Source organism: Mesorhizobium sp. B2-1-1 (assembly GCF_006442975.2).
Lineage (GTDB): Bacteria > Pseudomonadota > Alphaproteobacteria > Rhizobiales > Rhizobiaceae > Mesorhizobium.
Genome location: NZ_CP083955.1, coordinates 168,293 through 188,557, shown reverse-complemented (window position 1 = coordinate 188,557; position 20,265 = coordinate 168,293). Strand labels below are relative to the sequence as shown.

Below are 20,265 nucleotides of genomic sequence, written 5' to 3'. Positions count from 1 at the left end.
AGGACGCTCAACTGTGTCGTCGCAAGGAAATGGCCATAAACAGACCCGGATCGGCGTTGGCCATGGCAAGGCGTCCGCCATAGGCTTCGACGATATCGGATACGATGGCCAGGCCAAGCCCGCTGCTGCCGCCCTTGCTGTCGAGCTGGACACCACGGGACAGAGCGGTCTCCCGATCGGCATCCGGTATGCCAGGACCATCATCGGCGACAGTGACGATTACCTCGTCAGCGGTGGAGGATGCATCGACACGCACTGACGACTTTGCGTAGCGCGCGGCGTTTTCGACCAGATTGCCGAGGATTTCCGACAAGTCGCCTTCATCCATCGGCGCTGTCAGATCCTCCGGGACGGTCATCTTGAATGAAAGCTGCTTGCCGCTTGGCGTGCGCTTGACGACGGCAATGACGCCGGCCGCGACCTGCGATACCCGGCAGGATGCCTCGCCGGAAACGCCGGGCGCGAGGCGGGCGCGCGCGAGCTCCCGCTCGACATGGCGCCGGATCGCTTCTGTGCTCTTCTCGATCTCGTCGGCCAGATCCGTCTCGCCTTTCTTGCGCAAGGCACGGATGTCAGCCGACAGGACCTGGAGCGGCGTCTTGAGGCCGTGCGCCAGATCGGTGGCGCGCGAACGGGCCCGAGCAAGAGCCTTCTCCTGGGCATTGAGAAGACGATTGATTTCGTCAGCGAGCGGCTGCACTTCGCTCGGTGCCACCACATCGAGCCGTGTCGTTCGCTGCGCAATCACGCTTCCGACGGCGGCCCGCAAGGTCTCCAGAGGTGCGAGACCGATCGTGATCTGGATGAAAAACGCGGCCATGAGAACTGCGGCGAGCATCAAGAGAGCCGGAGCAAGATCGCGAACATACTCGCTTACAGACGCCTCGATGGTTCGATGATCCTCCGCCACGACTGCGCGAAAGGACCGACCTCCGGCGTCGATGATTGTACGCTCGACCGCAATGCTGAGTTCTCCGCCAGGTCCCGTGAACTCCTCGACCGTTCGCATCTCACCCGTTGCGCTGCGGGCAGGCAGGACCAGCTTGGCGTCCCACAAAGATCGTGAGCGCTGGAGACCGCCGGTAGCGATGTCTTCGACCTGCCAGTAATAACCGGACAGCGGATTGGCGAAGCGCGGGTCGGTGAGCACCGGGGCTAACACCAGTTGGCCGTTGCTTGTGAAGGTCGTTGCGCCGATCAACTCATTGAGATCGACCGTCAGCTCGCCCACAACGCGCCGCTCGACGTGAAGTTCAAACAGATAGCGCAAGCCGGCGCCGGCTATGGCGAGCGCGACAAGAATCGAGATCGTTGCCGCCAGCCACAGCCTGAAGCGGATCGAGCCGCCCATCAGGCGGGATCATCGGGCATCAGATACCCGAAGCCGCGCCGCGTTTCGATGGCGCCACTCCCGAGCTTGCGACGCAAGCGCGCGACGATCACCTCGATCGTGTTCGGATCGCGGTCGTTCCCTGAATCGTAGAGATGCTCAGCAAGTTCGGTGGGCGCCACCACCCGACCAGCATGATGCATCAGAAACGCCAGGAGCCGGTATTCCAGCGGCGAAAGAGAAATGGGGACGCCACGGAGCGAAATACGCATCTGGCGCGTATCCAGAAGCAACGGCCCGGACCTCAGAACGGGTGCGGCCTGCCCGGCCGAACGACGCAGGATCGCCCGCAATCGGGCGAGCAGTTCTTCCATCTCAAAGGGTTTGGGAAGATAGTCGTCAGCACCGGAATTGATACCGTCCACGCGTTCGGTCCACGTACCTCTTGCCGTCAGGATGAGAACCGGAAACCTGCGCTCATTGGCCCGCCAGCGCTTCAAGACAGTGAGACCATCGAGCTTCGGCAACCCGAGGTCCAGGATCGCAGCATCGTAGTTCTCCACATCGCCTGCGAACCAGGCAGCCTCTCCATCGCGAACGATATCAACCGCCAGACCGGATGCCTTAAGGGCTGTAGCGATATCGGCGGCGATACGGGGCTCGTCCTCGGCAAGGAGGATCTTCATCAGTCCCCCTCCCTTTCGCGCATGATGACACCGGCACCGGCGTCAACATCGACAGTCTTTCGCCGGCCATCGGCGCCGACGACCTGGAATCGATAGACCCATTTGTTGGCCTTGCGGAGGAGGTCAACCGCGACGATGTCGCCTGGAGCCTGCGCGCGAACAATATCGAGGATATTGGAAAGGCCTTTTATCTCACCGTGTTCGTAGAGATCCCGCGCCCTGTCATGATCGCCATCGTCGTCCTCGTCAGCCCGCGCGGCAAGTGGCTGGGCCAGGACAAGCCCGGCCAGGCCCAGGATTGCGAGGCTCTTTAGTTTGACCATCATGAGGGAGGCATGTCGCACGTCGAAGCTTTCAATTTGCTGTCAACCATCCACAGCTGCCGGCAAGCAAAGGCTCGCTATCACGGCATCCTCGCGGCCAATCATGGCCGCGCAGAGAAAAGGATGTCGAAACCATGCGCAATTCCCTGTTCTTACTCGCAGCACTCGGATGCTTCTCGACCTTTGCCCTGCCGGCAGCCGCTGAATCTGAAGAAGGTTCATGCGCAGCGTCATCCTCATCCTCAATTGCCCCTGCCGGCCCAATCGATCTGGAGGCCATCCCCATGCAGGATGCCACCGGTCCCAAGGCGATCAAGGGCGTTGGCGATGACCACGAATGCGACGACAGTCACACTTCCAGTAAGGCCGTTTTCAGCAGCACTGACGAGGACGGCCAGGGGGACGACGACTGATACCGAAAAGCTTATGCCCAGCCCTTGAGCTGGGCGTCCGCTGATCAATTGCGCTATCGCCAAACTTACCCCCTCTATCTGCGCCATCCCTTGGCCACTCCGGAGATTTTCCTTGTCATGATCCCAGTCCAGCATATCCATCCCATGCTCGTGCATTTTCCCATTGTCCTCATCTACACTTTGGCGGCGATCGACCTTGTGGTGCTCGCTCGCGGCAACGCGGTGACCAAGCGTTCTGGCGTGGGGACGGTATCGACCTTTATCGCTCTCGCAGCCGGGGCGTTCGCGATTGGAACCTGGTTCTATGGGGGAATGGCACTCGATCATGCTGAAGCCGCCGGCTTCAGCAGTGACATAGCGGAGATCCACGAGAGCCTGGGAGGTATCACAGCGTTCGCGTTTCTGATCTGGGGCCTAGTGAGGCTCGGCCTTTGGGTGCGGAATCGTGAACTGCGGCTACTGACCATTGCTATTCCTCTGGTCGAAATTGGCGGAGCAATTCTGGTCACGGCGACGGCCTATTATGGTGGACTGCTTGTCTACGAACTTGGCGTGAACGTCGCTAAGACCGCGATCGCTGGTTGACGGGCACGCGCCTGGTTATTTGCAGCCCCAGCTTGGGTCATTTGTCTCGAGGGCAAAATGATTCAAATCAAGGCCCTTCGCTCATGCGGCATCTAAGAAGCCGGGAATGAAATATCTCCGGGGAGCGAGCATGCAAGCCGAAGCCATCATGAGCAAGCCAGTCATCTGCACGGACCCGTCCGCCTCGATCGCCGAGGTGGCCGGGCTGATGCTGTCCAATAAGATCAGCGGCCTGCCTGTTGTTCGCGGCGACGGCACGCTGGTGGGGATTGTCAGCGAGGGCGATTTCCTGCGACGAGGAGAACTGGACACCGAGCAAAAGCGCTCGCGCTGGCTAGAGTTTCTCGTCAGTCCTGGAAAGGCCGCCGACGAATATGTCCACGCCAATGGTCGACGGATCGAGGAGGTGATGTCCAGCGATGTCGTCACGGCGTCTCCCGCCGCGTCGCTCGCCGAGGTCGTCGAACTCATGACGCAACATCACGTCAAACGCATTCCGGTCATCGATGCCGGGAAAGTCGTCGGCATCATCACCCGTTCTGATCTGCTGCGGGCATTGCTCAGCGTCCTTCCGGATGCAGGCCGTTCGGTCATCGATGACGAGCAGATTCGCCACAACGTCGCTGGCGAGCTTGCAAAGCACAAATGGACCGGCAAAGACCTGATCCACGTGATGGTGAACAAGGGCGTGGTGATATTGAGCGGTGTCATCTTCGACGAACGTGAGCGCCAGGCAGCCTTTGTGGCAGCCGAAAACGTTGCCGGCGTAAAGGCTGTCAGGGATGGTCTCTTCTGCGCCGATCCGTTGTCCGTGGTGCTTGTTTCGTAGCGGCGGGACGATCCCGACGAACTTGCCACTGCAAGCCGCGGGTCCACGATCAATCTCGCTCGACAGCGAATTGTCGAGAATGAGAACATCACCAGCCGATTACCATGCCAAACGGGTTTGGATGCTCGCCTGAAGATGTGGCCACCAGCTGAAGAGGTCCGTGCTATCAAGCCCGCCAGGGCGATCCATGGAGTCCGGAGCCTACGCATCCGGTTGCGCTGGACCTCCAAGACGTACGGTCTTTCCAGAGGTTGAGTGACCCTCCATCCAGCTCGAGGCGTCGACGGTTCTAACGTTGACCGGCGGCGTGTTGCAGCCGTGCGATAAGATCACGGTTGCGGCAATAGTCTGGCGGATTATCGGCTTGCTGGTGTTCGTCGAGCCAGGTCGAGCATTCGTCCTGATGCCCACACGAGCGGCATCGGTCCACTGCCCGGTTGGTGACGGCGGCATGATCCGGCACCGATTTCAATTGTTTGTCGACGCCAAGCTTCTGCATCATGCGGCCCATCAGGGCGGTCCTGGCGTCGACTGAAACCAGATAATCGAGAAATGTCATGCTGATCACTCCTGCCTAGCGACCATCATTGTCATGTCGGCGGCCGCAATCATTGATCTCGATCAACAGCAGGCGTCGTTGCTAATCCCTGAGGCTAAACGGGAGGGCTTGGGCTCTGAGCTGAAGCGACAAGGCGGTCGAGAAAACGCCGTTGGCCGACTACCAACTTGTCCCGGGCCAAGGCTAGATCCAGCCATTCACCGCGGTCGACGTCGACAAACAATTGTCCCCGGCCACTGCGTGGTGGCCACTCCATAGCAGACAGATTGCTGCGCATCATCGCGGTGTCGAAATCACCCTCGAGCGCTGGGTTTGCCTTCTCGCTGGCGCTACTCACCCAAATTCAGCAGTGGGCCCTTGAGCTCCCAGCCTGTCTCTTCGGTGAACTCGCGCCGCGCCGTCCCCGCTAGGATTATACTCGCCCTTGCAATCGACCAGGCCCCAAGATCTCGCTTTTGCCAGAATGGGCCGCCTGGATGAACGAGCAGCACCTGCAGCCCCTTGTCCAATCTGCGATAAGGCAAAATGCCGGCGCTCTTTTCACGATGGTTTCAAGCCTCTCCACCCAGCCTATAATGTCGGGTACGCAGAATGAGACTTGGTGGCTCTGCCAATAGGTTGCCCCGGCCTCTTCGGGTGCGACTGCGGCTCCTCCTGGCCGAAGAACCCGCGCTTTGTCGCCTCTGAGGCCCATAGATAGAGCGCGGTGATAGCGACAAGTCCGGCAAGTATAGGCAGCGGCAAGGGCACGAAACCGAACCAGTCTGCGAACGGCAGATACGGAATCATGATCGCGACAAACCCGACGCCCAGTGTCAGCCAGGCGAGCAAGGGGCTCGGACGGCTCGCCCAAAAAGCGCGGTGCGTACGAACGATGAGCACGATTGCAAGCTCGGTCAGCAACGATTCGACAAACCAGGCTGTCTGGAATGCAGCCTCTGTGGCATGGGCGAAGAGCAGCAGGAACGCGAAGGTTGCGAAATCGAACAGCGAACTGACCAGGCCAAAGCTGATCATGAATCGCCTCACGAAACGGATGTCCCAGTGGCGCGGCCTGTGCAGCTGATCTGCGTCAACGTTGTCACTTGCGATGGCGAGTGAGGGCACGTCGGAAAGGAAATTGTTGAGCAGGATCTGCTTTGCCAGAAGTGGCAGGAAAGGCAGGAATAGCGAGGCGACCGCCATACTTATCATGTTGCCGAAATTGGCGCTGGTGGTGATGGAGATATATTTCATGGTGTTGGCGAAGGTCTTGCGGCCGTCGTCGACGCCCCGCACCAGCACTCCGAGATCCTGCTTGAGAAGGATGATATCGGCAGCCTCACGCGCGACATCGCATGCGGTGTCGACGGAGACCCCAATATCGGCCTCATGGAGCGCGGGCGCATCATTGATGCCGTCACCCAGATAGCCAACGACATGGCCCCTGCTCCGCAAGGCCTGGACAATGCGTTCTTTCTGGTTGGGATCGATCTCGACGAAGAGGTCAGTGTCCTGCACGGCTGCAAAGAGCGCGCTCTTGGTCAACTTCGACAGATCCTCCCCGGTCATGATCCGATCGCTACGCAAGCCGACCGCTTGAGCAAGATGGGCTGCAACGTAGCGGTTGTCGCCCGTAATGACGTTCACGGCGATGCCCCGGTGGGCGAGTTCGGCAAGCGTGCTCTTTACGCCTTCCTTGGGCGGGTCTAGGAAAAGCAGAAAGCCGGCGAAGGCGAGATCGACCTCGTCCTTCCTGCCATAGGTAGCGTGGCTTTCAAATCGACGCGTCGCTAGCCCCAGAACGCGATATCCTTCCGCGCTCCAGCGTCGAAACATCTTGTCGATCGCCGCGCGGTGCGTGTCTTCGAGAGGTTCCAGGCCTTTCGCTGTGCCGACGAAGCTGCAGGTTTCGAGGACGTTCTGTACTGCGCCTTTCGTGATCAGAAGATCTTCGCCATCCTTGGTTCGCACAACAACGGATAGGCGCTTGCGAATGAAATCATAAGGGATCTCGTCGACCTTGGTGAAAGCGGCCAATGATGCACCCTTGCCCGGCGCACCGGCGATGGCTTCGTCCAGCGGGTTCTTCAGTCCAGTGTGCAGGGTTGCGTTGAGACGTGCCCAAAGCAGGATGTCGGTTGACGGGTTGCCGTCGACATCAAGCCATCCGTCAAGGTGGATCACGCCTTCCGTCAGCGTGCCGGTCTTGTCGGTGCAAAGCACGTCCATGCTGCCCAGATTCTCGATGGCGTCGAGACGGCGCACGATGACGCCATTGGCAGCCATGGCGCGGGCGCCACGAGCAAGTGTTACACTGATAATGGCCGGGAGCAGTTCAGGTGTGAGGCCGACCGCGAGTGCCAGGGAAAACAACAGCGATTCTATCAGCGGACGATGCAGCATCAGATTGGCAAAAAACACGATGATGACAATCGCCAGCATGATCTCGGTCATCAGATAGCCAAACGATCTGATCCCGCGGGCAAAATCCGTTTCCGGGATTTGTCGCTCCAGTGCCGCTGCGATGGAGGCGAATTCGGTGCGCCGGCCGGTCGCTGCCGCAAGCACGGTCGCCGTGCCGCTGCGCACGGACGTACCGGTAAACACCGCATTGTTGCGTTGGGCGACGGACGCATCAGGATCTGATCGCCCCGCCGCCTTCAGGACGGGGAAGGTTTCGCCAGTCAGCACCGCCTCGCTGACATTGAAATCCCGCGCTTCGAGGATGACGCAGTCGGCAGGTATGAGGTTTCCGGCCGATAGCCGGATGAGGTCGCCCGGCACGATTTCTTCGGCAGAAACGGAGGATTCGACGCCATCTCGCAGCACGGTAGCCTTGCGCGAGATACGCTGTTTAAGTGCCTCTGTCGCCCGCGACGCCCCATACTCCTGGGTGAAGCTGAGAACGCAACTTGCCAGCACGATCGCCCCGATGATTGCGGCCTCCTGACCTGCACCGACGAAGGCCGAAACGCTAGCCGCGAAGATCAGGATCAGGACAAGCGGGCTACGGAACTGGCGAACGAACACGCTAAGCGCCGACGCGCCTGACTTCGAGGCCGGCGTATTCGCGCCGTATTTGATGAGCCGCGAGGCGGCATCCGACCCAGCCAGGCCCGATGTGGGCGAAGTTGCCAGACCTCGCACGAGATCTTCGCTGGTGATCGACCAATACGGACTTGCGGCCGCCGCAACGGAATGTTGGTCCACGCCAGAAGACACGATATTCGCCATCAGTATGACAGGAAGCGGTTGATGCTGCTCTCTTCGATCAGCGTGCGGGTGACGCCACCAAACGCCCATTCGCGCAGGCGGCTATGGCCATAGGCGCCTGAGACGATCATGTCGGCATTGATCGAGCGTGCGAATGTCAACAACTGCTCGCCATCGACTTCACCGGTGATCAGTTCCGTCTGCGCCATGATGCCATGGTGCTCAAGATAGACAGCGACATCGGCGAGACTGTCACGAACATTGTCGTCGCCTTTGGCGGCGGCGATCGTGGCGACGACAACCTCATTGGCCTTGGCCAGAAAAGGCAAGGCATCCGCCACCGCCCGTCGCGCCTCCCTGGTATCCTTCCAGGCAACCAGGACCGTATTAGCGCGGAGGTGTTCGACGTTGTTTCCGATGACCAGGACTGGCCGGCCGATGCCGAGCGCCAGGCTGCCAACATCGGCGGCGCGAAACACGTCGTCTCCCGACGCACCGGTCACGACAAGATCGGCTGCGCGGGCGAAAACGCTGAGGAAGCGGGTCGGGCTGCAGACGGCCTGTCCCCACTCGCTTGTGATCGAAGCCGGGACCAGGCTTTCGAACTCGGCACGCAGTTCGGCAAGCCTCTTTTCGATTTCAGTCCGCTGAATCTGCATGACCTCCCCTTCGTAGACCATGCCTTCACCCGTCGCGACCAAGGGCGGAACATCCGCCGCCGCCAGACCAATGAGATGGGCGCCGAAACGCTCTGCGAGTTCGATACCCACTTTCACAATCGCAGCAGGGGGCGTATCGACGGCGAGATTCGCGATTATGGACTTGTAGGACATTGGACGCGCCTTTCACTCAAGCGTTTCGAATGTGCTATGAATTGCATTCACGGGCGCTGGCTTCCTTGATGCGCGTCAAAGAACCGGCCAATCGCTTTTGCATCTAGACTTCGGCCTCGATCCGTTTTGTCTCTGATCGGAGAAGTGATAGTTAGGCCTTGTTTATGTGTCTCGAGCCTAAGGAACCGCGGGTGATCCAAGACGAAGCATTCAGTTTGACGCCTGGCGGGACGACGCTCGAATCCCTATTGTCGCAAATGTTCGATCGGGCGCCCGGGTTCATGGCTCTGATACGCGAGCCTGACCATGTGTTCGTACTGACCAATGCCGCCTACCAGCAACTCATTGGCGACCGGCAGGTTATTGGAAAATCGGCGCGCGAGGCCTTTCCCGAACTCGAAAGACACGAATTCCTCGAACGGCTCGACCGCGTGTACGTGACTGGCGAGTCCTACAGCGGCAAAGGCGTGAAGGTCGGATTCCGCAACAGCAGCAATGGGCCAATTGAAGAGCGTATCCTGGATGTTGTCTATCAGCCGATCAGGGCCGATGACGGTCGAATTACCGCCATCTTCATTGAAGGCACGGATGTCAGCGACCTCTCATTTGCGAATGCCGCGCTTCTGTTGCGCGAAGATCATCTGCGTTCAATCCTGGCGACCGTGCCTGATGCGATGGTCGTCATTGACGAGCAAGGCAGTATCCAGTCCTTCAGCACGGCCGCCGAAACGCTGTTCGGTTACCAGTCGGGCGAGGTCATCGGACAGAACGTCAAGATGCTGATGCCGGCGCCCTATCGCGAAGAGCACGATGCTTATCTGCTTCGCTACCTGACGACCGGGGAGCGTCGGATCATCGGGCTCGGCCGCACCGTGACCGGGGCACGCAAGGATGGCACGACTTTCCCGATGGAGCTTTCCGTCGGCGAAATGCACCCGGGAACCGGACGCTTCTTTACCGGCTTTTGCCGCGACCTGACTGAACGTCATCGCGCGGAAGCAAGAATTCAGGAACAGCAGCAGGAGCTTCTGCACATGGCGCGGTTTACCGCCCTTGGCGAGATGGCATCGACGCTCGCTCATGAGATCAACCAACCGCTGACAGCCATCACCAATTACCTGAAGGGCAGCCGACGGCTCCTGGAGAAGAGCACGGAAGCAAACGCGCCGATGCTGCGGGATGCCGTGGAAAAGGCCGCCGAGCAGGCCCTGCGGGCAGGCGACGTCATTCGTCATCTGCGCGATTTTGTTGCCAGGGGCGAAAGCGAGCGCCAGGTCGAGCGATTGCCGGCGCTCATCGAGGAAGCCTCGTCGCTCGCCCTGGTTGGTGCGAGGGAGATCAATGTCCAGATCGGCTACAAGCTCGACCCTGCCGCGGAACTGGTCTTGACCGATCGCATCCAAATTCAGCAGGTTCTGCTCAATCTGATGCGCAACGCAGTGGAGGCCATGCAGGAAACGCAGCGCCGTGAATTGAAAATCACAACCGTTGCCCGGGACGATGGCATGGCTGAAGTGAGCGTGATCGATACCGGTCCGGGGCTCGCGCCAGAGGTTTCGGCGCAACTGTTCCAGCCATTTGTGACCACCAAGAAGCAGGGTATGGGTGTCGGTCTCTCCATCTGCCGCACCATCGTTGAATCGCACGGCGGCCACATCTGGGCCGAGGCAATGCCGACGGGCGGCACCGCCTTTCGGTTCACCTTACGCATCGTTGAGAAGGATGAGGTCACAAATGGCCGACAGTGATCTGGTCCACGTCGTCGACGACGATGTTGATGTTCGCAAGTCTCTCGGTTTTCTGCTGGCGACAGCCGACTTTGCCGTACGCCTGTACGAGTCGGCCACTGCTTTTCTCTCAGCGGCGGATGGCCATCTCGACGGCTGCATCGTTACGGACGTGCGCATGCCGGGAATAGACGGCATCGAATTGCTACGGCAACTCAGAACAGGCGGCCACAAGATTCCGGTCATCATCATGACAGGTCACGCCGACGTGGCGCTCGCCGTTCAGGCCATGAAGGAAGGCGCTTCCGATTTCGTCGAAAAGCCGTTTGACGACGAGATGCTGATCCAGGCGATACGCTCTGCACTGGCCAACCGGAACGAGGCGAACGCGGCGCATCCCCAGTCCGCGGATATCCGCGCGCGTCTATCGACCTTGTCTGACCGCGAGCGCCAAGTGCTGGACGGACTCGTTGCCGGTTTACCCAACAAGACGATTGCCTACGATCTGGGGATCAGCCCGCGCACGGTCGAAATCCACCGGGCCAATGTCATGAGCAAAATGGAGGCGAGTAGTCTGTCACACCTGGTGCGTATGGCGTTGATCGTGGAGTCCCGACCCTAGGGAGAGTCCTCGAGAGGATTGCGATTTCTGACCTCGGTCCTTTCCCAATCCCAATCGCGCCAATGGGTCGGCCGGATGTCGAGACGGGCACCACTAGCAGCATTCTTCCAGCCCTCCTTTATCCTTCTGCAGGCAAACACAAGCGCGTGCTCGCCGTCTTCGTCGAAAACGGCCAGTTCTAGATCGCGACCAAAAGGAGCGCTTAGGATTGGTTTCCACATCGCATCAAAATCTTCGCAAACGGTGTGGCGCGCCTTGATCTGCATCACTTTTTGAAATTACCGGCAAAGCGGGCGCGATTGCCTGTGTCGAACCGATGTCGACCACAATTCCTGCGGCAGACGCCATACCGGCCGCAATCACATGCGCGCCGCGGGCAGCCCAATCGATCGCGATTGCAGCATTGATATCTGATCCGACGTCCATGGCGATGGGCACCATTTCCCTGAACTGCTCCATGACCTCGCTCCGGCGATGATCGGCCATCTTAGGCCGGCTGCCGAACCAGAATTTGATCCGCGTCAATCACCGCACAATCGCGGCATCTGCGCCATACGCCGATTGATCGTGATCAAGGACTGCGCCGCCTAGGAGCCTATCGTTCGACGGCAAAACGAGATTTGCCATGCGGTATACCTAGGTCGACGAAGGCGCAGTGGCGGCCAGCATGTTGCCAGAGGGCATCCTGGAGCACTGGTTCATTGCCAGCGGCGACCCGATCAGGGCCGGAGAGCGCATAGCCGAGGTTCGCGTCGAAAGCGCGCTGCACGAGATTGTCGCGCCGGCAGCTGGGCGTGCGACCATTGTCGCATCGGCGAATACCGTCATTAAACCTGGATCGATCCTGGCAATCCTGGTGTCGCAGCCTGCTTAAGCCCTCAGCGCCTCAGATTGCCGTTCAGCAATACACGCAAGGATTTCCAGCAATGGCGACCCGACACGCCGCGCCTGCGACCATTGTGAAGCCAAGGTGTTCTTTTTCAACCGCGAGAACCTCCGACAGTGTGAGACTTGCGACGACGCTTGCGCATCATCCGAGCCACAACAAGGCTGGCTCGGTCGACGGCAAGCGTGCATTGGGAAATCAGGCCTTCTACCACGACATCCTCAGCGCCCTTCGGTCCGCGACCAGGGTCGGCGAAGCACGAGCTGGCCACGCACATCCGCGAGTACAACACCGGCTTAAACAATCGCATTGTCGGCATCGAACCGGCGGATCCTCCTACCGAGGCCCAGATCCTGGCGCATGCGCAGTCGTTTCTTCGTGCCCCTGGCCGGATGTTGCCCTGGCCCTCTCCGGTAGCAGTTTGCTGGCCGGCAATTGGCCGCGAATAGCCGGAGCCGTTCAGACCCGATCGCCTGCCGCATTCGAGACTGGGTCACGGCTGCTGCAGCGTGCTGATATACGTGATGATTGCTTCGATCTGATCGGGGCTCGCAGTCCACTCTGGCATATCCGGATGGCCAGTCGAAATGCCCTCCGCAAGAGCTTCCTCCAGATCGGAGATCGGATAGCGCTTTGACAAGGTGCGAAATGGCGGAGCGTCGGGATGGTTGCTCCTGTCAGTTTTTCCGACGGCGTGACAGCGGGCGCAGTTGACCTCCACCAACGCCTTGCCATGCTCCGTTACGCTATCGGCCAAGGCTGGCTGCACACATCCGAGTAACATCAACGCAAATACGGAAGCCCTGAGACGACTATGTCTGTAAACGGCGTTCATGTTGTCTGACGACCTCCGCATTGCCGTCTACACGACAGTCTTAGCCGCGGCATCCTCGATCGCTATCCTGGCGCCCTTACGCATGTTTCTGGCCGTTTCGGAAGCGAGCCTGGAGGTCAATGCGGCGACCTTGCCGGCTTCGATCACGTATTGCGACGTCGCATTCTGCACGAAAGCAGCGAAGATGTCGAAGGCATCATTGAACTGCGGACCACTGATCAAGTCATCGGCCAGCCTCACGTCCTGCTCACAACGATGCTTCAGAAACGCCAGCGTTTCAACATTGAAGCGCATCATGGCCTTGAAGGCGTGCACCTGAAGGGACGCGGCGGCGAGGAAGAGCTTCTGGCCATTCTCCGCCACCGGCAACAATTGTGTGCCTAATGAGGATGGCTCGGGCTGAGTGTGCATTATCGACTACTCCGTTCTGAATCTCCACAGCACGACGTTGACGCCATTCGTCGTCATGTCCTTGATCAGGATCAACCCTATGGTCTTGCGGGCTGTACGAGCGTGCCGGCACCAGCCGTTTTCCTTGCTTTTACGCCTCCCTCTATTTGATGGCCAAGTCGGTTCAACCGCAGATGGAATGAGCGATGGCTTTTAAGATGATTATGGTGCAACTGGACGTAGACGCGACGCCGCGCCGCGCATCTCGATGGCATGGGATTTGGCTCAACGGCTCGAGGCCGACCTCTGGCTTCTAGCGCCGCCGAGCCGCATTTTGTCCTTCCGACCGGCACTGACGACCAGGCCGCGCCCAAGGCGTTGTGGTGCCAGGTGGAGGAGATAGAAGGTCGCCTCGACTGCCTGAGAGAGGAATTCCTGAGCACCGTCAACGGCAGCAATCGTGCATCTTGGCGCGCAAAGATAGGCAATCCCACGCGCGAACTTGCACTCAATGCGCGTGCTGCCGATTTGATCTTGACCGGCTCGCCGTCGACCGATCTGGTGGTCGACCATAATCGTATGCTGGATGCGGCGAGTCTCATCCTGGCGTCCCGTGGCGACGATGTCGCGGACGTTAGCTCTTTCTGGCACGGCACGGAGTGACAGCGCGATCTGTGGTCTTGGATGCGCGCCTCTCCGAACCGGCGGACATCCTCCTGCAGATCGGACAGGATATTGCGGCCGATCTCATAGTTCTCGGCGGCTACGGTCACAGTCGGCTACTGGAGAGGACCTTTGGCGGCGTGACGCGTTCTGTGCTGCGCAGCGGATCATTGCATCGGTTCATATCGACCTGAGCAGGCGGAGCCTCGGAGTCGTGATTTTGACATGAATCAAGGTCGTCCGTTGCCGCAAAGGGTTACGTCCAACCCTTGCCAAATTCGGTGTAGCCGATGCCCGCAGCGCGACAGCGAGTAAATAAGGAGATTCGGACATGAATTATCAGCGGTTCTTCGAGGACGCGATCGACCAGCTCCATGCGGAACGACGCTACCGCGTCTTTGCCGACCTCGAGCGCATAGCGGGCAAATTTCCGCGTGCCATCTGGCGCGCCAACGGCCGCGCAGAGGAAATCACCGTCTGGTGCTCCAACGACTATCTCGGCATGGGCCAGCACCCGGATGTCATCGCAGCGTTCCAGAACGCGGCGGGCCGGATGGGTTCGGGCGCCGGCGGCACCCGCAACATCTCCGGCACCAGCAATCCGCTGGTCGAACTCGAGCATGAGCTCGCCGACCTGCACGACAAGGAAGCCGCGCTGGTCTTCACCTCCGGTTTTGTCTCCAACGAAGCCTCGATCTCGACCATCGCGCGGCTTTTGCCCAACTGCCTGATCATTTCGGACGAGCTCAACCATGCCTCGATGATCGAAGGCGTGCGGCGCTCGGGCGCGGAAAAGAAGATTTTTCGCCACAACGATGTCGCGCACCTGGAAAGCCTGCTGCAGGCGGCGGGCCGCGAACGCGCCAAGCTGATCGTGTTCGAGAGCGTCTATTCGATGGATGGCGATATCGCGCCGATCCGGGAGATCGTCGACCTCGCCGAGCGCTATAACGCCATGACCTATATCGACGAGGTCCACGCCGTGGGCATGTATGGTCCGCGCGGCGGTGGCATCACCGAGCGGGAAGGCCTCGCCGACCGCATCAACATCATCGAGGGCACGCTGGCCAAGGCTTTCGGCACGCTGGGCGGCTACATCACCGGCACGAGTGCTGTCATCGACGCCGTGCGCTCCTATGCGCCGGGCTTCATCTTCACCACCGCGCTGCCGCCGGCCATCGCCGCCGCTGCCACCACCTCGATCCGTCATCTCAAGCGCTCGCAGGCCGAGCGTGACGCCCAGCAGCAGCAGGCGACGCGGACCAAGCAGATCCTCTCCGCCGCCGGCCTGCCGGTGATGGAATCGGCGACCCATATCGTGCCAGTGCTGGTTGGCGACCCCGAGCTTTGCAAGATGGCAAGCGACCGGCTGCTCGGCGTGCACGGCATCTACATCCAGCCGATCAACTATCCGACCGTGCCGCGCGGCACGGAGCGGCTGCGCATCACGCCGACGCCGTTCCATTCGGATGCGCTGATCGCCGAGCTGCAGGACGCCCTGGTCGAGACCTGGGACGCGCTCGGCATTTCCTATGGTTCAGCAGGACGACCTTCCGTGGCCAAGACCGACCGGATCATTCCCCTGCTGGTGCAGCAGGCTTTTGGCTGAACTGGCGCCCAGCACCTCCGGTTCGTTTGACGCAGAGCCCGAACGATTTGATCCCGCTCAATGCTCAGAGCCTTATTATGCCCCAGAATGGCGCCAAATCTCAGGAGCATCGCCATGGGTCCTTGTCCTCACACGTCCTTCGCTGACTTCACGCATGCCGGCCAGCAGGCGCAACAATGGGTCAAGGAGCTCGCCAAAGACCTCTGCTGGAGCGAACCGAGCGCGTGCCGGCTGCTGAGGGCTGTCCTGCACACGGTGCGGGACTGGCTGTCGCCGGCGGAAATGGCCGATCTCTCGGCGCAACTGCCTGTTTTGGTCCGCGGCATCTATTTCGAAGGTTGGAAGCCGTCGGTGCCTGCGCATGAGCGCACGAAGCGCGACTTCATTATCAGTGTCAGAAACAGTTTCGGCTACGATGAGGAGATCGATTTCGATGTCGCGATCAGTGCCGTGTTCAAGCTTCTCGACCGTCACATTTCGCATGGCGAGATCGTACAGGTCAGAAACTCGATGAAAAAGTCGCTGCGAAACCTGTGGCCGGTGGATTGACCGATGTTCCGTGACCGGGAAGACGCTGGAGCGAAGCTTGGCCTGGAGCTGAGCAGACTTCAACTGCATCGGCCCATCGTACTGGCATTGCCGCGTGGCGGCGTGCCCGTCGCAGTGGAAGTGGCCAAAGCCCTCAACGCTCCTCTTGACCTGCTGATCGTCCGCAAGATCGGCGCCCCGGGCAATCCCGAATTGGCTGTTGCCGCAATCATCGATGGCGACCCTGGGGAGGTCGTGCTGAACCGTGAAATTGTCGAGCCTATGGGCTCGACGACGACGCCTTACGTGTCTTGATTGCAAATGAACGTCCTGAACTCGAACGCCGGCGCGTTGCCTATCGTGGCAAGACCAAACCGATGTCGATCGCAGGAAAGACGGCTATCATCGTCGATGACGGTGTCGCGACCGGTACGACCATGAAAATCGCGATCCGCGCCCTCAAGCGCCGGTCACCGAGGGAAATCGTCGTGGCGGTTCCCGTTTCACCGCAAGTGACGGTCGCCGCGCTGGAGCAGGAAGCGGACCGTGTAGTCTGCCTCAGTAGGCCAGGACAGTTCCAGGCCTTGAGCCATCATTATCGCCAGTTCCCGCAACTCTCTGACAACGACGTTGTCTCCGCTATGGACGAGGCTGCCCAGCTGTACAAAACTGGCCAGTGGCACGTTTCCGGCCTGGTTCAAAGGCCATGAAGAACAGGAGATCGAACTGATGCAGATCCGCACGCTTTCTGCTTTGGAATGTACCAAATTGCTGACGGCCAATCGCGTGGGCCGCCTGGCATGCGCAAAGGATGGACAGCCCTATGTCGTGCCGTTCCACTACGCCTATTCGGACGCCCATCTTTACGCGTTTTCCATGCCGGGCAAAAAGATCGAATGGATGCGGGCCAATCCGCTGGTGTGCGTCCAGGTGGATGAGCATGGACAGGGGCGGGGATGGAGAAGCGTCGTTGTTGACGGCCGATACGAAGAACTGCCTGACCGGATCGGCCACAAGCTTGAGCGGGATCATGCCTGGACGGTCTTGAGCAAGCACTCCGACTGGTGGGAACCCGGCGCACTCAAGCCGCTGGTTCCTCCCACAGCCGACAGTGCGCCGCATGTCTTCTTTCGGATCCTGATCGAACGGGTATCGGGACGGGAAGCGAGCGAGTAGTCATTCCATCAATTTGCGCGAGATGCGAAGGGCTGGCGCAATCTGCACCGGCCCTTTTGGATTGTTATCGCGCCATTAAGACCGGTAGTGACGAGCCCTCAAGCATTGACTTAGTGACCCCGCCGAAGATTCGCTCCCGCAGGCGGGAATGACCATAGGCGCCCATGACCAAGAGCTCGGCCGCGACGTCGCCGGCATGCTGGCGAAGCACGTCGGCAACCGAATGATTCGAACTCGGTAGCCGCTCGACGGTAACCTTCACGCCGTGCCGGGCAAGATAAGCCGCGGCATCTGCACCTGGCTCGTCGCCGTGATGGAACTCATTTTCGATGGGATCGATGATGACAAGGCGCACATCTTCGGCGCCTTTCAGCATATCGAGCGACTCGCGGACGGCGCGCGATGACTCCAGGCGGGCGTCCCATGCAACGAGGATGCGTTTCGGCTTCAGCGTCGGGCGCGAGCCCTCGGGAACAAGCAGGATGGGCTTTCCCGATGAAAACAGCGTGCCCTCGATGACTTTCTCCTTCAGCGCATGGCTTGCCAGCAGATCTGGTCCGAGAAGGGTCAGATCGGCGTAGCGGGCACGCCTTCCGATGACGTCGTCGGCCCATCCCATGTCGGGATAGTCGTCGCTCAGATCGGCCGATACGGCAGTCTGGGAGAGAAAGCCGGCGACGTCTGATTTTCGTTTCTCAAGCCTTCTCAACTCGGCCTGCCGCTCCGCAAGCCAGGCAGGCGAGACGACAGCGGCATACTCGCCCCCAGAGGGCGGCGCGGCCAGCTCGAGAACGAGCACGGAGAGATGGGCACCGACCTGTTCGCACAGTGAGGCGGCCAGCTTTAGATCGGCTTCGCCCTGGTTCGGCCCAGTAACCGTAAGCAGCGTCCTGAAAGTCACGGCGGCAACTCCTGATTTCGATTGAAAGGTCAATCTGGCTTCAGTCATTAGCGCGGGTGCCCGGCGCGCTCATTGCGCTGAATCAAATACCGTGACCGCGGGGCATTTGATCCGCATCAACGTACTGCCAAACCAGGGCTGTAGGTTTTCAGCTAATCAATCGGAAAACGCAGATGAAATTCCTGATCGCGGCGGCTCTGGCAGGATTGGCCTTCAACGCGGCTCGCGCCCAGGAACTTGGCGACGGCAAGGCCGAATACATGAACTCGTGCGCGGTCTGCCATGGTCCGGAAGGCAAGGGGGACGGCCCGTTGGCGACGAGTTGTTGAAGCGGCCGAGCGACCTGACGCGCCTCTCCAGGCGCAATGGCGGCGAATTCCCTTACTGGCGTGTTTATGCCGTGATCGACGGCCGCGCCATGGTGCCGGCGCATGGCGAGCGCGACATGCCGGTGTGGGGCAGCCAATTCCTGCCTGCCGACGTGAAGAAATATGGCCCGAACGCAGGCGAAATCGTCACCAGGGAACGGATCCATGAGTTGGCAGGCTATGTCCAGACATTGCAGCAATGAACGCAGCTCGCGCAAACGAAATACGCAAAACACACGTGGAAGGCCGGCCATGATCGTCGATGAGCAGCAAGCCGCTGCCTCTTTTCTGCTTGATCCTGCTACCCATGGCGCGGTCGGGGCCGTCGAGGCGATCGAGACTCACATTTCCCGTATTTTCCTCGTTGGCCAACGCGCCTACAAGATGAAGCGGGGGGTCAAGCTGCCCTATGTCGATTTCTCGGCGCCGGCCCTCAGGCTTGCCGCTTGCGAGAAAGAGGTGGAACTCAACTCGAAGACCGCGCCCGGCCTCTATTTGGTCGTGCGTCGAATCACCCGCGAAGCCGACGGCAAACTGGCTTTCAATGGCACCGGCCAAATGGTCGATGCTGCGATCGAGATGGTCCGCTTCGACCAGTCGAAGCTCCTCGATCGGATGGCAACCGCCGGAGAATTGACGCCGGCGCTGATGACCGCGGTTGCGCGCATGATCGTCAGCTACCACCGTGCCGCGCCGACGATCCACAATGGCGGCGGCTCATCAAATCTGGCTGGCGTGCTCGACATCAACGAGGCTGGCTTTGCCACCAGCCACGTTTTCGCAAAAGCTGAGGTCACGAGCTTTGCCGAGGCCTTCCGCAACGCCCTCGCCCGGCATTCCGGATTGCTCGACCGCCGGGAAGCCGCAGGCAAGATCCGCGGCTGCCATGGCGACCTGCATTTGCACAACATCTGCCTTTTAGACAGCGAGCCTCGCCTCTTCGACTGTATCGAATTCAACGACCAGATCGCCAGCATCGACGTTTTATACGACCTTGCTTTCCTGTTGATGGATCTTTGGCATCGCGGTTTTCCGCAGCTCGCCAACCTTGTGATGAACCGCTATCTCGATGAAGCCGACGACGAGGATGGGTTCGTGCTGCTGCCCTTTTTCATGGCTGTGCGGGCTGCCGTGCGCGCCCACGTCATCGCAACGCAGGTCGAGGAACGCAGCGCCGACAGCGACAGGCTGGTTGCCGAGGCGAGATCCTATTTCGACCTTGCCCGAACATTTCTCCAGGAAAAACCGGCGCGACTCGTTGCCGTTGGCGGTCTGAGTGGCTCGGGAAAGACGACCGTTGCCGAGGCGCTGGCCGCCCATTTCGGTGCAGCGCCAGGCGCCCGCATTGTCGAAAGCGACCGCGTCCGCAAGGCCATGCATGGTGTACCGCCGGAGACCAGGCTGCCGGACAAAGCCTATCGGCCCGAAGTTTCCGATCGCGTCTACCGCGAAATGGCATGGCGCGCCGGCCTGATCCTTTCGCAGGGCGGCTCGGTCGTGGCCGATGCCGTTTTCGACAGACCCGCCGATCGTGAGCGGATCGAGAAAGCGGCGCGCAGCCGGGCTATCAGATTCTCCGGATTTTGGTTGGAGGCGGCCCCGCTTGTCCTGTGGCAGCGGGTCAGCGAGCGCAAGGGCGGCCCTTCAGATGCCACGATCGAGATACTCTCGCGGCAATTGGAGCGAAATGCCACCCAGTCTGGCTGGCGAAAAATCGACGCTGATCGGATGCTCGCCGACATTGTCTTGGAATTGAGAAGGCACTCAGAGAGCGATGCGTCCGAAACCCTGTGCACAGCGTCCTGAT

26 protein-coding genes and 1 pseudogene are annotated in these 20,265 nt (G+C 60.2%); 16 read left to right on the top strand and 11 right to left on the bottom strand.

What is annotated here, in order from left to right:
* Nucleotides 1-7: 7 nt before the first annotated feature.
* The 3 genes from FJ972_RS28695 to FJ972_RS28685 are packed head-to-tail and all read right to left on the bottom strand — an operon-like array spanning nt 8 to nt 2,342.
* Nucleotides 8-1,351, bottom strand: a complete 1,344-nt coding sequence (locus FJ972_RS28695) for a sensor histidine kinase (protein WP_140522885.1) — start codon at nt 1,349-1,351, stop codon at nt 8-10.
* The gene (locus tag FJ972_RS28690) at nt 1,351-2,016 is read right to left on the bottom strand and encodes a response regulator transcription factor (RefSeq protein WP_140522887.1); all 666 of its coding nucleotides are present in this window, start codon (nt 2,014-2,016) and stop codon (nt 1,351-1,353) included. Before FJ972_RS28690 ends, FJ972_RS28695 begins: the two co-directional genes overlap by 1 nt.
* On the bottom strand, nt 2,016-2,342 hold the full coding sequence (locus FJ972_RS28685) for a PepSY domain-containing protein (RefSeq protein WP_140522889.1): 327 nt from the start codon (nt 2,340-2,342) through the stop codon (nt 2,016-2,018). The genes FJ972_RS28690 and FJ972_RS28685 overlap by 1 nt, the downstream gene beginning before the upstream one ends.
* A 131-nt stretch (nt 2,343-2,473) precedes the next feature.
* On the opposite strand from FJ972_RS28685, the gene FJ972_RS28680 reads away from it, so the two are divergent.
* The 3 genes from FJ972_RS28680 (at nt 2,474) to FJ972_RS28670 (ending at nt 4,166) form a co-directional block, all read left to right on the top strand.
* A complete protein-coding gene (locus tag FJ972_RS28680; RefSeq protein WP_140522891.1) occupies nt 2,474-2,752 on the top strand; it encodes a hypothetical protein in 279 nt (92 codons plus the stop codon).
* Between the two features lie 117 nt (nt 2,753-2,869).
* Nucleotides 2,870-3,337: a DUF2231 domain-containing protein gene (locus tag FJ972_RS28675; RefSeq protein WP_140522893.1), complete on the top strand. Its 468-nt coding sequence runs from the start codon at nt 2,870-2,872 to the stop codon at nt 3,335-3,337.
* A gap of 130 nt (nt 3,338-3,467) precedes the next feature.
* Nucleotides 3,468-4,166, top strand: coding sequence for a CBS domain-containing protein (locus FJ972_RS28670; protein WP_140522895.1), 699 nt, complete (start codon nt 3,468-3,470; stop codon nt 4,164-4,166).
* A 289-nt stretch (nt 4,167-4,455) separates the two neighbouring features.
* On the opposite strand, the gene FJ972_RS28665 is transcribed toward FJ972_RS28670, so the two are convergent.
* The 4 genes and pseudogenes from FJ972_RS28665 to FJ972_RS28650 form a co-directional block, all read right to left on the bottom strand.
* Nucleotides 4,456-4,725 (bottom strand): DUF6455 family protein, encoded by a 270-nt coding sequence (locus FJ972_RS28665; protein WP_140522897.1) that lies wholly within the window; start codon nt 4,723-4,725, stop codon nt 4,456-4,458.
* 94 nt (nt 4,726-4,819) lie between these two features.
* Nucleotides 4,820-5,252: pseudogene (locus FJ972_RS28660) on the bottom strand (NUDIX hydrolase).
* Nucleotides 5,253-5,295: 43 nt separating this feature from the next.
* Complete coding sequence (mgtA, locus tag FJ972_RS28655) at nt 5,296-7,941, bottom strand: magnesium-translocating P-type ATPase (protein WP_224656229.1); 2,646 nt, start codon at nt 7,939-7,941, stop codon at nt 5,296-5,298.
* Entirely contained in the window at nt 7,941-8,753 is an 813-nt protein-coding gene (locus FJ972_RS28650; RefSeq protein ID WP_140522901.1) for a universal stress protein, read from the bottom strand. The genes mgtA and FJ972_RS28650 overlap by 1 nt, the downstream gene beginning before the upstream one ends.
* Nucleotides 8,754-8,944: 191 nt before the next feature.
* On the opposite strand from FJ972_RS28650, the gene FJ972_RS28645 reads away from it, so the two are divergent.
* On the top strand, nt 8,945-10,501 hold the full coding sequence (locus FJ972_RS28645; RefSeq protein ID WP_140522903.1) for a PAS domain-containing sensor histidine kinase: 1,557 nt from the start codon (nt 8,945-8,947) through the stop codon (nt 10,499-10,501).
* Nucleotides 10,488-11,102, top strand: a complete 615-nt coding sequence (fixJ, locus tag FJ972_RS28640) for a response regulator FixJ (RefSeq protein WP_140522905.1) — start codon at nt 10,488-10,490, stop codon at nt 11,100-11,102. Before FJ972_RS28645 ends, fixJ begins: the two co-directional genes overlap by 14 nt.
* Before the next feature lie 225 nt (nt 11,103-11,327).
* Here the strand turns inward: fixJ and FJ972_RS28630 are convergent, their stop codons facing one another.
* Nucleotides 11,328-11,561, bottom strand: a complete 234-nt coding sequence (locus FJ972_RS28630; RefSeq protein WP_140527996.1) for a hypothetical protein — start codon at nt 11,559-11,561, stop codon at nt 11,328-11,330.
* 196 nt (nt 11,562-11,757) lie between these two features.
* Here FJ972_RS28630 and FJ972_RS28625 point away from each other — a divergent pair, with 196 nt between their 5' ends.
* Nucleotides 11,758-11,976 (top strand): biotin/lipoyl-containing protein, encoded by a 219-nt coding sequence (locus FJ972_RS28625; protein WP_224656228.1) that lies wholly within the window; start codon nt 11,758-11,760, stop codon nt 11,974-11,976.
* Nucleotides 11,977-12,481: 505 nt separating this feature from the next.
* Here the strand turns inward: FJ972_RS28625 and FJ972_RS28620 are convergent.
* Together FJ972_RS28620 and FJ972_RS28615 are read right to left on the bottom strand one after the other, a co-directional pair.
* Entirely contained in the window at nt 12,482-12,772 is a 291-nt protein-coding gene (locus FJ972_RS28620; protein WP_140523410.1) for a c-type cytochrome, read from the bottom strand.
* Between the two features lie 78 nt (nt 12,773-12,850).
* Entirely contained in the window at nt 12,851-13,234 is a 384-nt protein-coding gene (locus FJ972_RS28615; RefSeq protein ID WP_140522910.1) for a phasin family protein, read from the bottom strand.
* 369 nt (nt 13,235-13,603) lie between these two features.
* On the opposite strand from FJ972_RS28615, the gene FJ972_RS28610 reads away from it, so the two are divergent.
* The 7 genes from FJ972_RS28610 (at nt 13,604) to FJ972_RS28580 (ending at nt 17,189) form a co-directional block, all read left to right on the top strand.
* Nucleotides 13,604-13,876, top strand: coding sequence for a hypothetical protein (locus FJ972_RS28610; protein ID WP_140522912.1), 273 nt, complete (start codon nt 13,604-13,606; stop codon nt 13,874-13,876).
* Nucleotides 13,873-14,070, top strand: coding sequence for a universal stress protein (locus FJ972_RS28605; protein ID WP_224656227.1), 198 nt, complete (start codon nt 13,873-13,875; stop codon nt 14,068-14,070). Before FJ972_RS28610 ends, FJ972_RS28605 begins: the two co-directional genes overlap by 4 nt.
* Before the next feature lie 137 nt (nt 14,071-14,207).
* A complete protein-coding gene (gene hemA / locus FJ972_RS28600; protein WP_140522914.1) occupies nt 14,208-15,485 on the top strand; it encodes a 5-aminolevulinate synthase in 1,278 nt (425 codons plus the stop codon).
* A 114-nt stretch (nt 15,486-15,599) separates the two neighbouring features.
* Nucleotides 15,600-16,034 carry a DUF2267 domain-containing protein gene (locus FJ972_RS28595; protein ID WP_140522916.1) on the top strand — a complete coding sequence of 145 codons (435 nt, stop codon included), beginning with the start codon at nt 15,600-15,602 and terminating at the stop codon, nt 16,032-16,034.
* Nucleotides 16,035-16,037: 3 nt separating this feature from the next.
* Nucleotides 16,038-16,328: a phosphoribosyltransferase family protein gene (locus tag FJ972_RS28590; RefSeq protein ID WP_224656349.1), complete on the top strand. Its 291-nt coding sequence runs from the start codon at nt 16,038-16,040 to the stop codon at nt 16,326-16,328.
* On the top strand, nt 16,325-16,723 hold the full coding sequence (locus FJ972_RS28585) for a phosphoribosyltransferase (RefSeq protein WP_224656350.1): 399 nt from the start codon (nt 16,325-16,327) through the stop codon (nt 16,721-16,723). Before FJ972_RS28590 ends, FJ972_RS28585 begins: the two co-directional genes overlap by 4 nt.
* A gap of 19 nt (nt 16,724-16,742) precedes the next feature.
* Nucleotides 16,743-17,189, top strand: a complete 447-nt coding sequence (locus FJ972_RS28580; RefSeq protein ID WP_140522918.1) for a pyridoxamine 5'-phosphate oxidase family protein — start codon at nt 16,743-16,745, stop codon at nt 17,187-17,189.
* Between the two features lie 64 nt (nt 17,190-17,253).
* Here the strand turns inward: FJ972_RS28580 and FJ972_RS28575 are convergent, their stop codons facing one another.
* Entirely contained in the window at nt 17,254-18,090 is an 837-nt protein-coding gene (locus tag FJ972_RS28575; RefSeq protein WP_140522920.1) for a universal stress protein, read from the bottom strand.
* A 173-nt stretch (nt 18,091-18,263) separates the two neighbouring features.
* Between FJ972_RS28575 and FJ972_RS30305 the strand changes: the two genes are divergently transcribed.
* Genes FJ972_RS30305 through FJ972_RS28565 form a run of 3 tightly spaced genes read left to right on the top strand, consistent with a single transcriptional unit; the run spans nt 18,264 to nt 20,264 of the window.
* Nucleotides 18,264-18,419: a c-type cytochrome gene (locus FJ972_RS30305; RefSeq protein ID WP_318013166.1), complete on the top strand. Its 156-nt coding sequence runs from the start codon at nt 18,264-18,266 to the stop codon at nt 18,417-18,419.
* Nucleotides 18,416-18,661: a hypothetical protein gene (locus FJ972_RS30300; RefSeq protein ID WP_318013167.1), complete on the top strand. Its 246-nt coding sequence runs from the start codon at nt 18,416-18,418 to the stop codon at nt 18,659-18,661. The genes FJ972_RS30305 and FJ972_RS30300 overlap by 4 nt, the downstream gene beginning before the upstream one ends.
* Nucleotides 18,662-18,710: 49 nt before the next feature.
* Nucleotides 18,711-20,264, top strand: coding sequence for an AAA family ATPase (locus FJ972_RS28565; protein WP_140522921.1), 1,554 nt, complete (start codon nt 18,711-18,713; stop codon nt 20,262-20,264).
* Nucleotide 20,265 lies beyond the last annotated feature (1 nt).

What these genes read in the sequence shown, in the direction of transcription:
- FJ972_RS28615 (WP_140522910.1), bottom strand. Translation starts at nt 13,234, where the DNA reads ATGCACACTCAGCCCGAGCCATCCTCATTAGGCACACAATTGTTGCCG.
- FJ972_RS28680 (WP_140522891.1), top strand. Translation starts at nt 2,474, where the DNA reads ATGCGCAATTCCCTGTTCTTACTCGCAGCACTCGGATGCTTCTCGACC.
- FJ972_RS28580 (WP_140522918.1), top strand. Translation starts at nt 16,743, where the DNA reads ATGCAGATCCGCACGCTTTCTGCTTTGGAATGTACCAAATTGCTGACG.
- FJ972_RS28690 (WP_140522887.1), bottom strand. Translation starts at nt 2,016, where the DNA reads ATGAAGATCCTCCTTGCCGAGGACGAGCCCCGTATCGCCGCCGATATC.
- FJ972_RS28695 (WP_140522885.1), bottom strand. Translation starts at nt 1,351, where the DNA reads ATGGGCGGCTCGATCCGCTTCAGGCTGTGGCTGGCGGCAACGATCTCG.
- mgtA (WP_224656229.1), bottom strand. Translation starts at nt 7,941, where the DNA reads ATGGCGAATATCGTGTCTTCTGGCGTGGACCAACATTCCGTTGCGGCG.
- FJ972_RS28665 (WP_140522897.1), bottom strand. Translation starts at nt 4,725, where the DNA reads ATGACATTTCTCGATTATCTGGTTTCAGTCGACGCCAGGACCGCCCTG.
- FJ972_RS28620 (WP_140523410.1), bottom strand. Translation starts at nt 12,772, where the DNA reads ATGTTACTCGGATGTGTGCAGCCAGCCTTGGCCGATAGCGTAACGGAG.
- FJ972_RS28595 (WP_140522916.1), top strand. Translation starts at nt 15,600, where the DNA reads ATGGGTCCTTGTCCTCACACGTCCTTCGCTGACTTCACGCATGCCGGC.
- FJ972_RS28590 (WP_224656349.1), top strand. Translation starts at nt 16,038, where the DNA reads ATGTTCCGTGACCGGGAAGACGCTGGAGCGAAGCTTGGCCTGGAGCTG.
- FJ972_RS28670 (WP_140522895.1), top strand. Translation starts at nt 3,468, where the DNA reads ATGCAAGCCGAAGCCATCATGAGCAAGCCAGTCATCTGCACGGACCCG.
- hemA (WP_140522914.1), top strand. Translation starts at nt 14,208, where the DNA reads ATGAATTATCAGCGGTTCTTCGAGGACGCGATCGACCAGCTCCATGCG.
- FJ972_RS30305 (WP_318013166.1), top strand. Translation starts at nt 18,264, where the DNA reads ATGAAATTCCTGATCGCGGCGGCTCTGGCAGGATTGGCCTTCAACGCG.
- fixJ (WP_140522905.1), top strand. Translation starts at nt 10,488, where the DNA reads ATGGCCGACAGTGATCTGGTCCACGTCGTCGACGACGATGTTGATGTT.
- FJ972_RS28630 (WP_140527996.1), bottom strand. Translation starts at nt 11,561, where the DNA reads ATGGAGCAGTTCAGGGAAATGGTGCCCATCGCCATGGACGTCGGATCA.
- FJ972_RS28565 (WP_140522921.1), top strand. Translation starts at nt 18,711, where the DNA reads ATGATCGTCGATGAGCAGCAAGCCGCTGCCTCTTTTCTGCTTGATCCT.
- FJ972_RS28675 (WP_140522893.1), top strand. Translation starts at nt 2,870, where the DNA reads ATGATCCCAGTCCAGCATATCCATCCCATGCTCGTGCATTTTCCCATT.
- FJ972_RS28650 (WP_140522901.1), bottom strand. Translation starts at nt 8,753, where the DNA reads ATGTCCTACAAGTCCATAATCGCGAATCTCGCCGTCGATACGCCCCCT.
- FJ972_RS28685 (WP_140522889.1), bottom strand. Translation starts at nt 2,342, where the DNA reads ATGATGGTCAAACTAAAGAGCCTCGCAATCCTGGGCCTGGCCGGGCTT.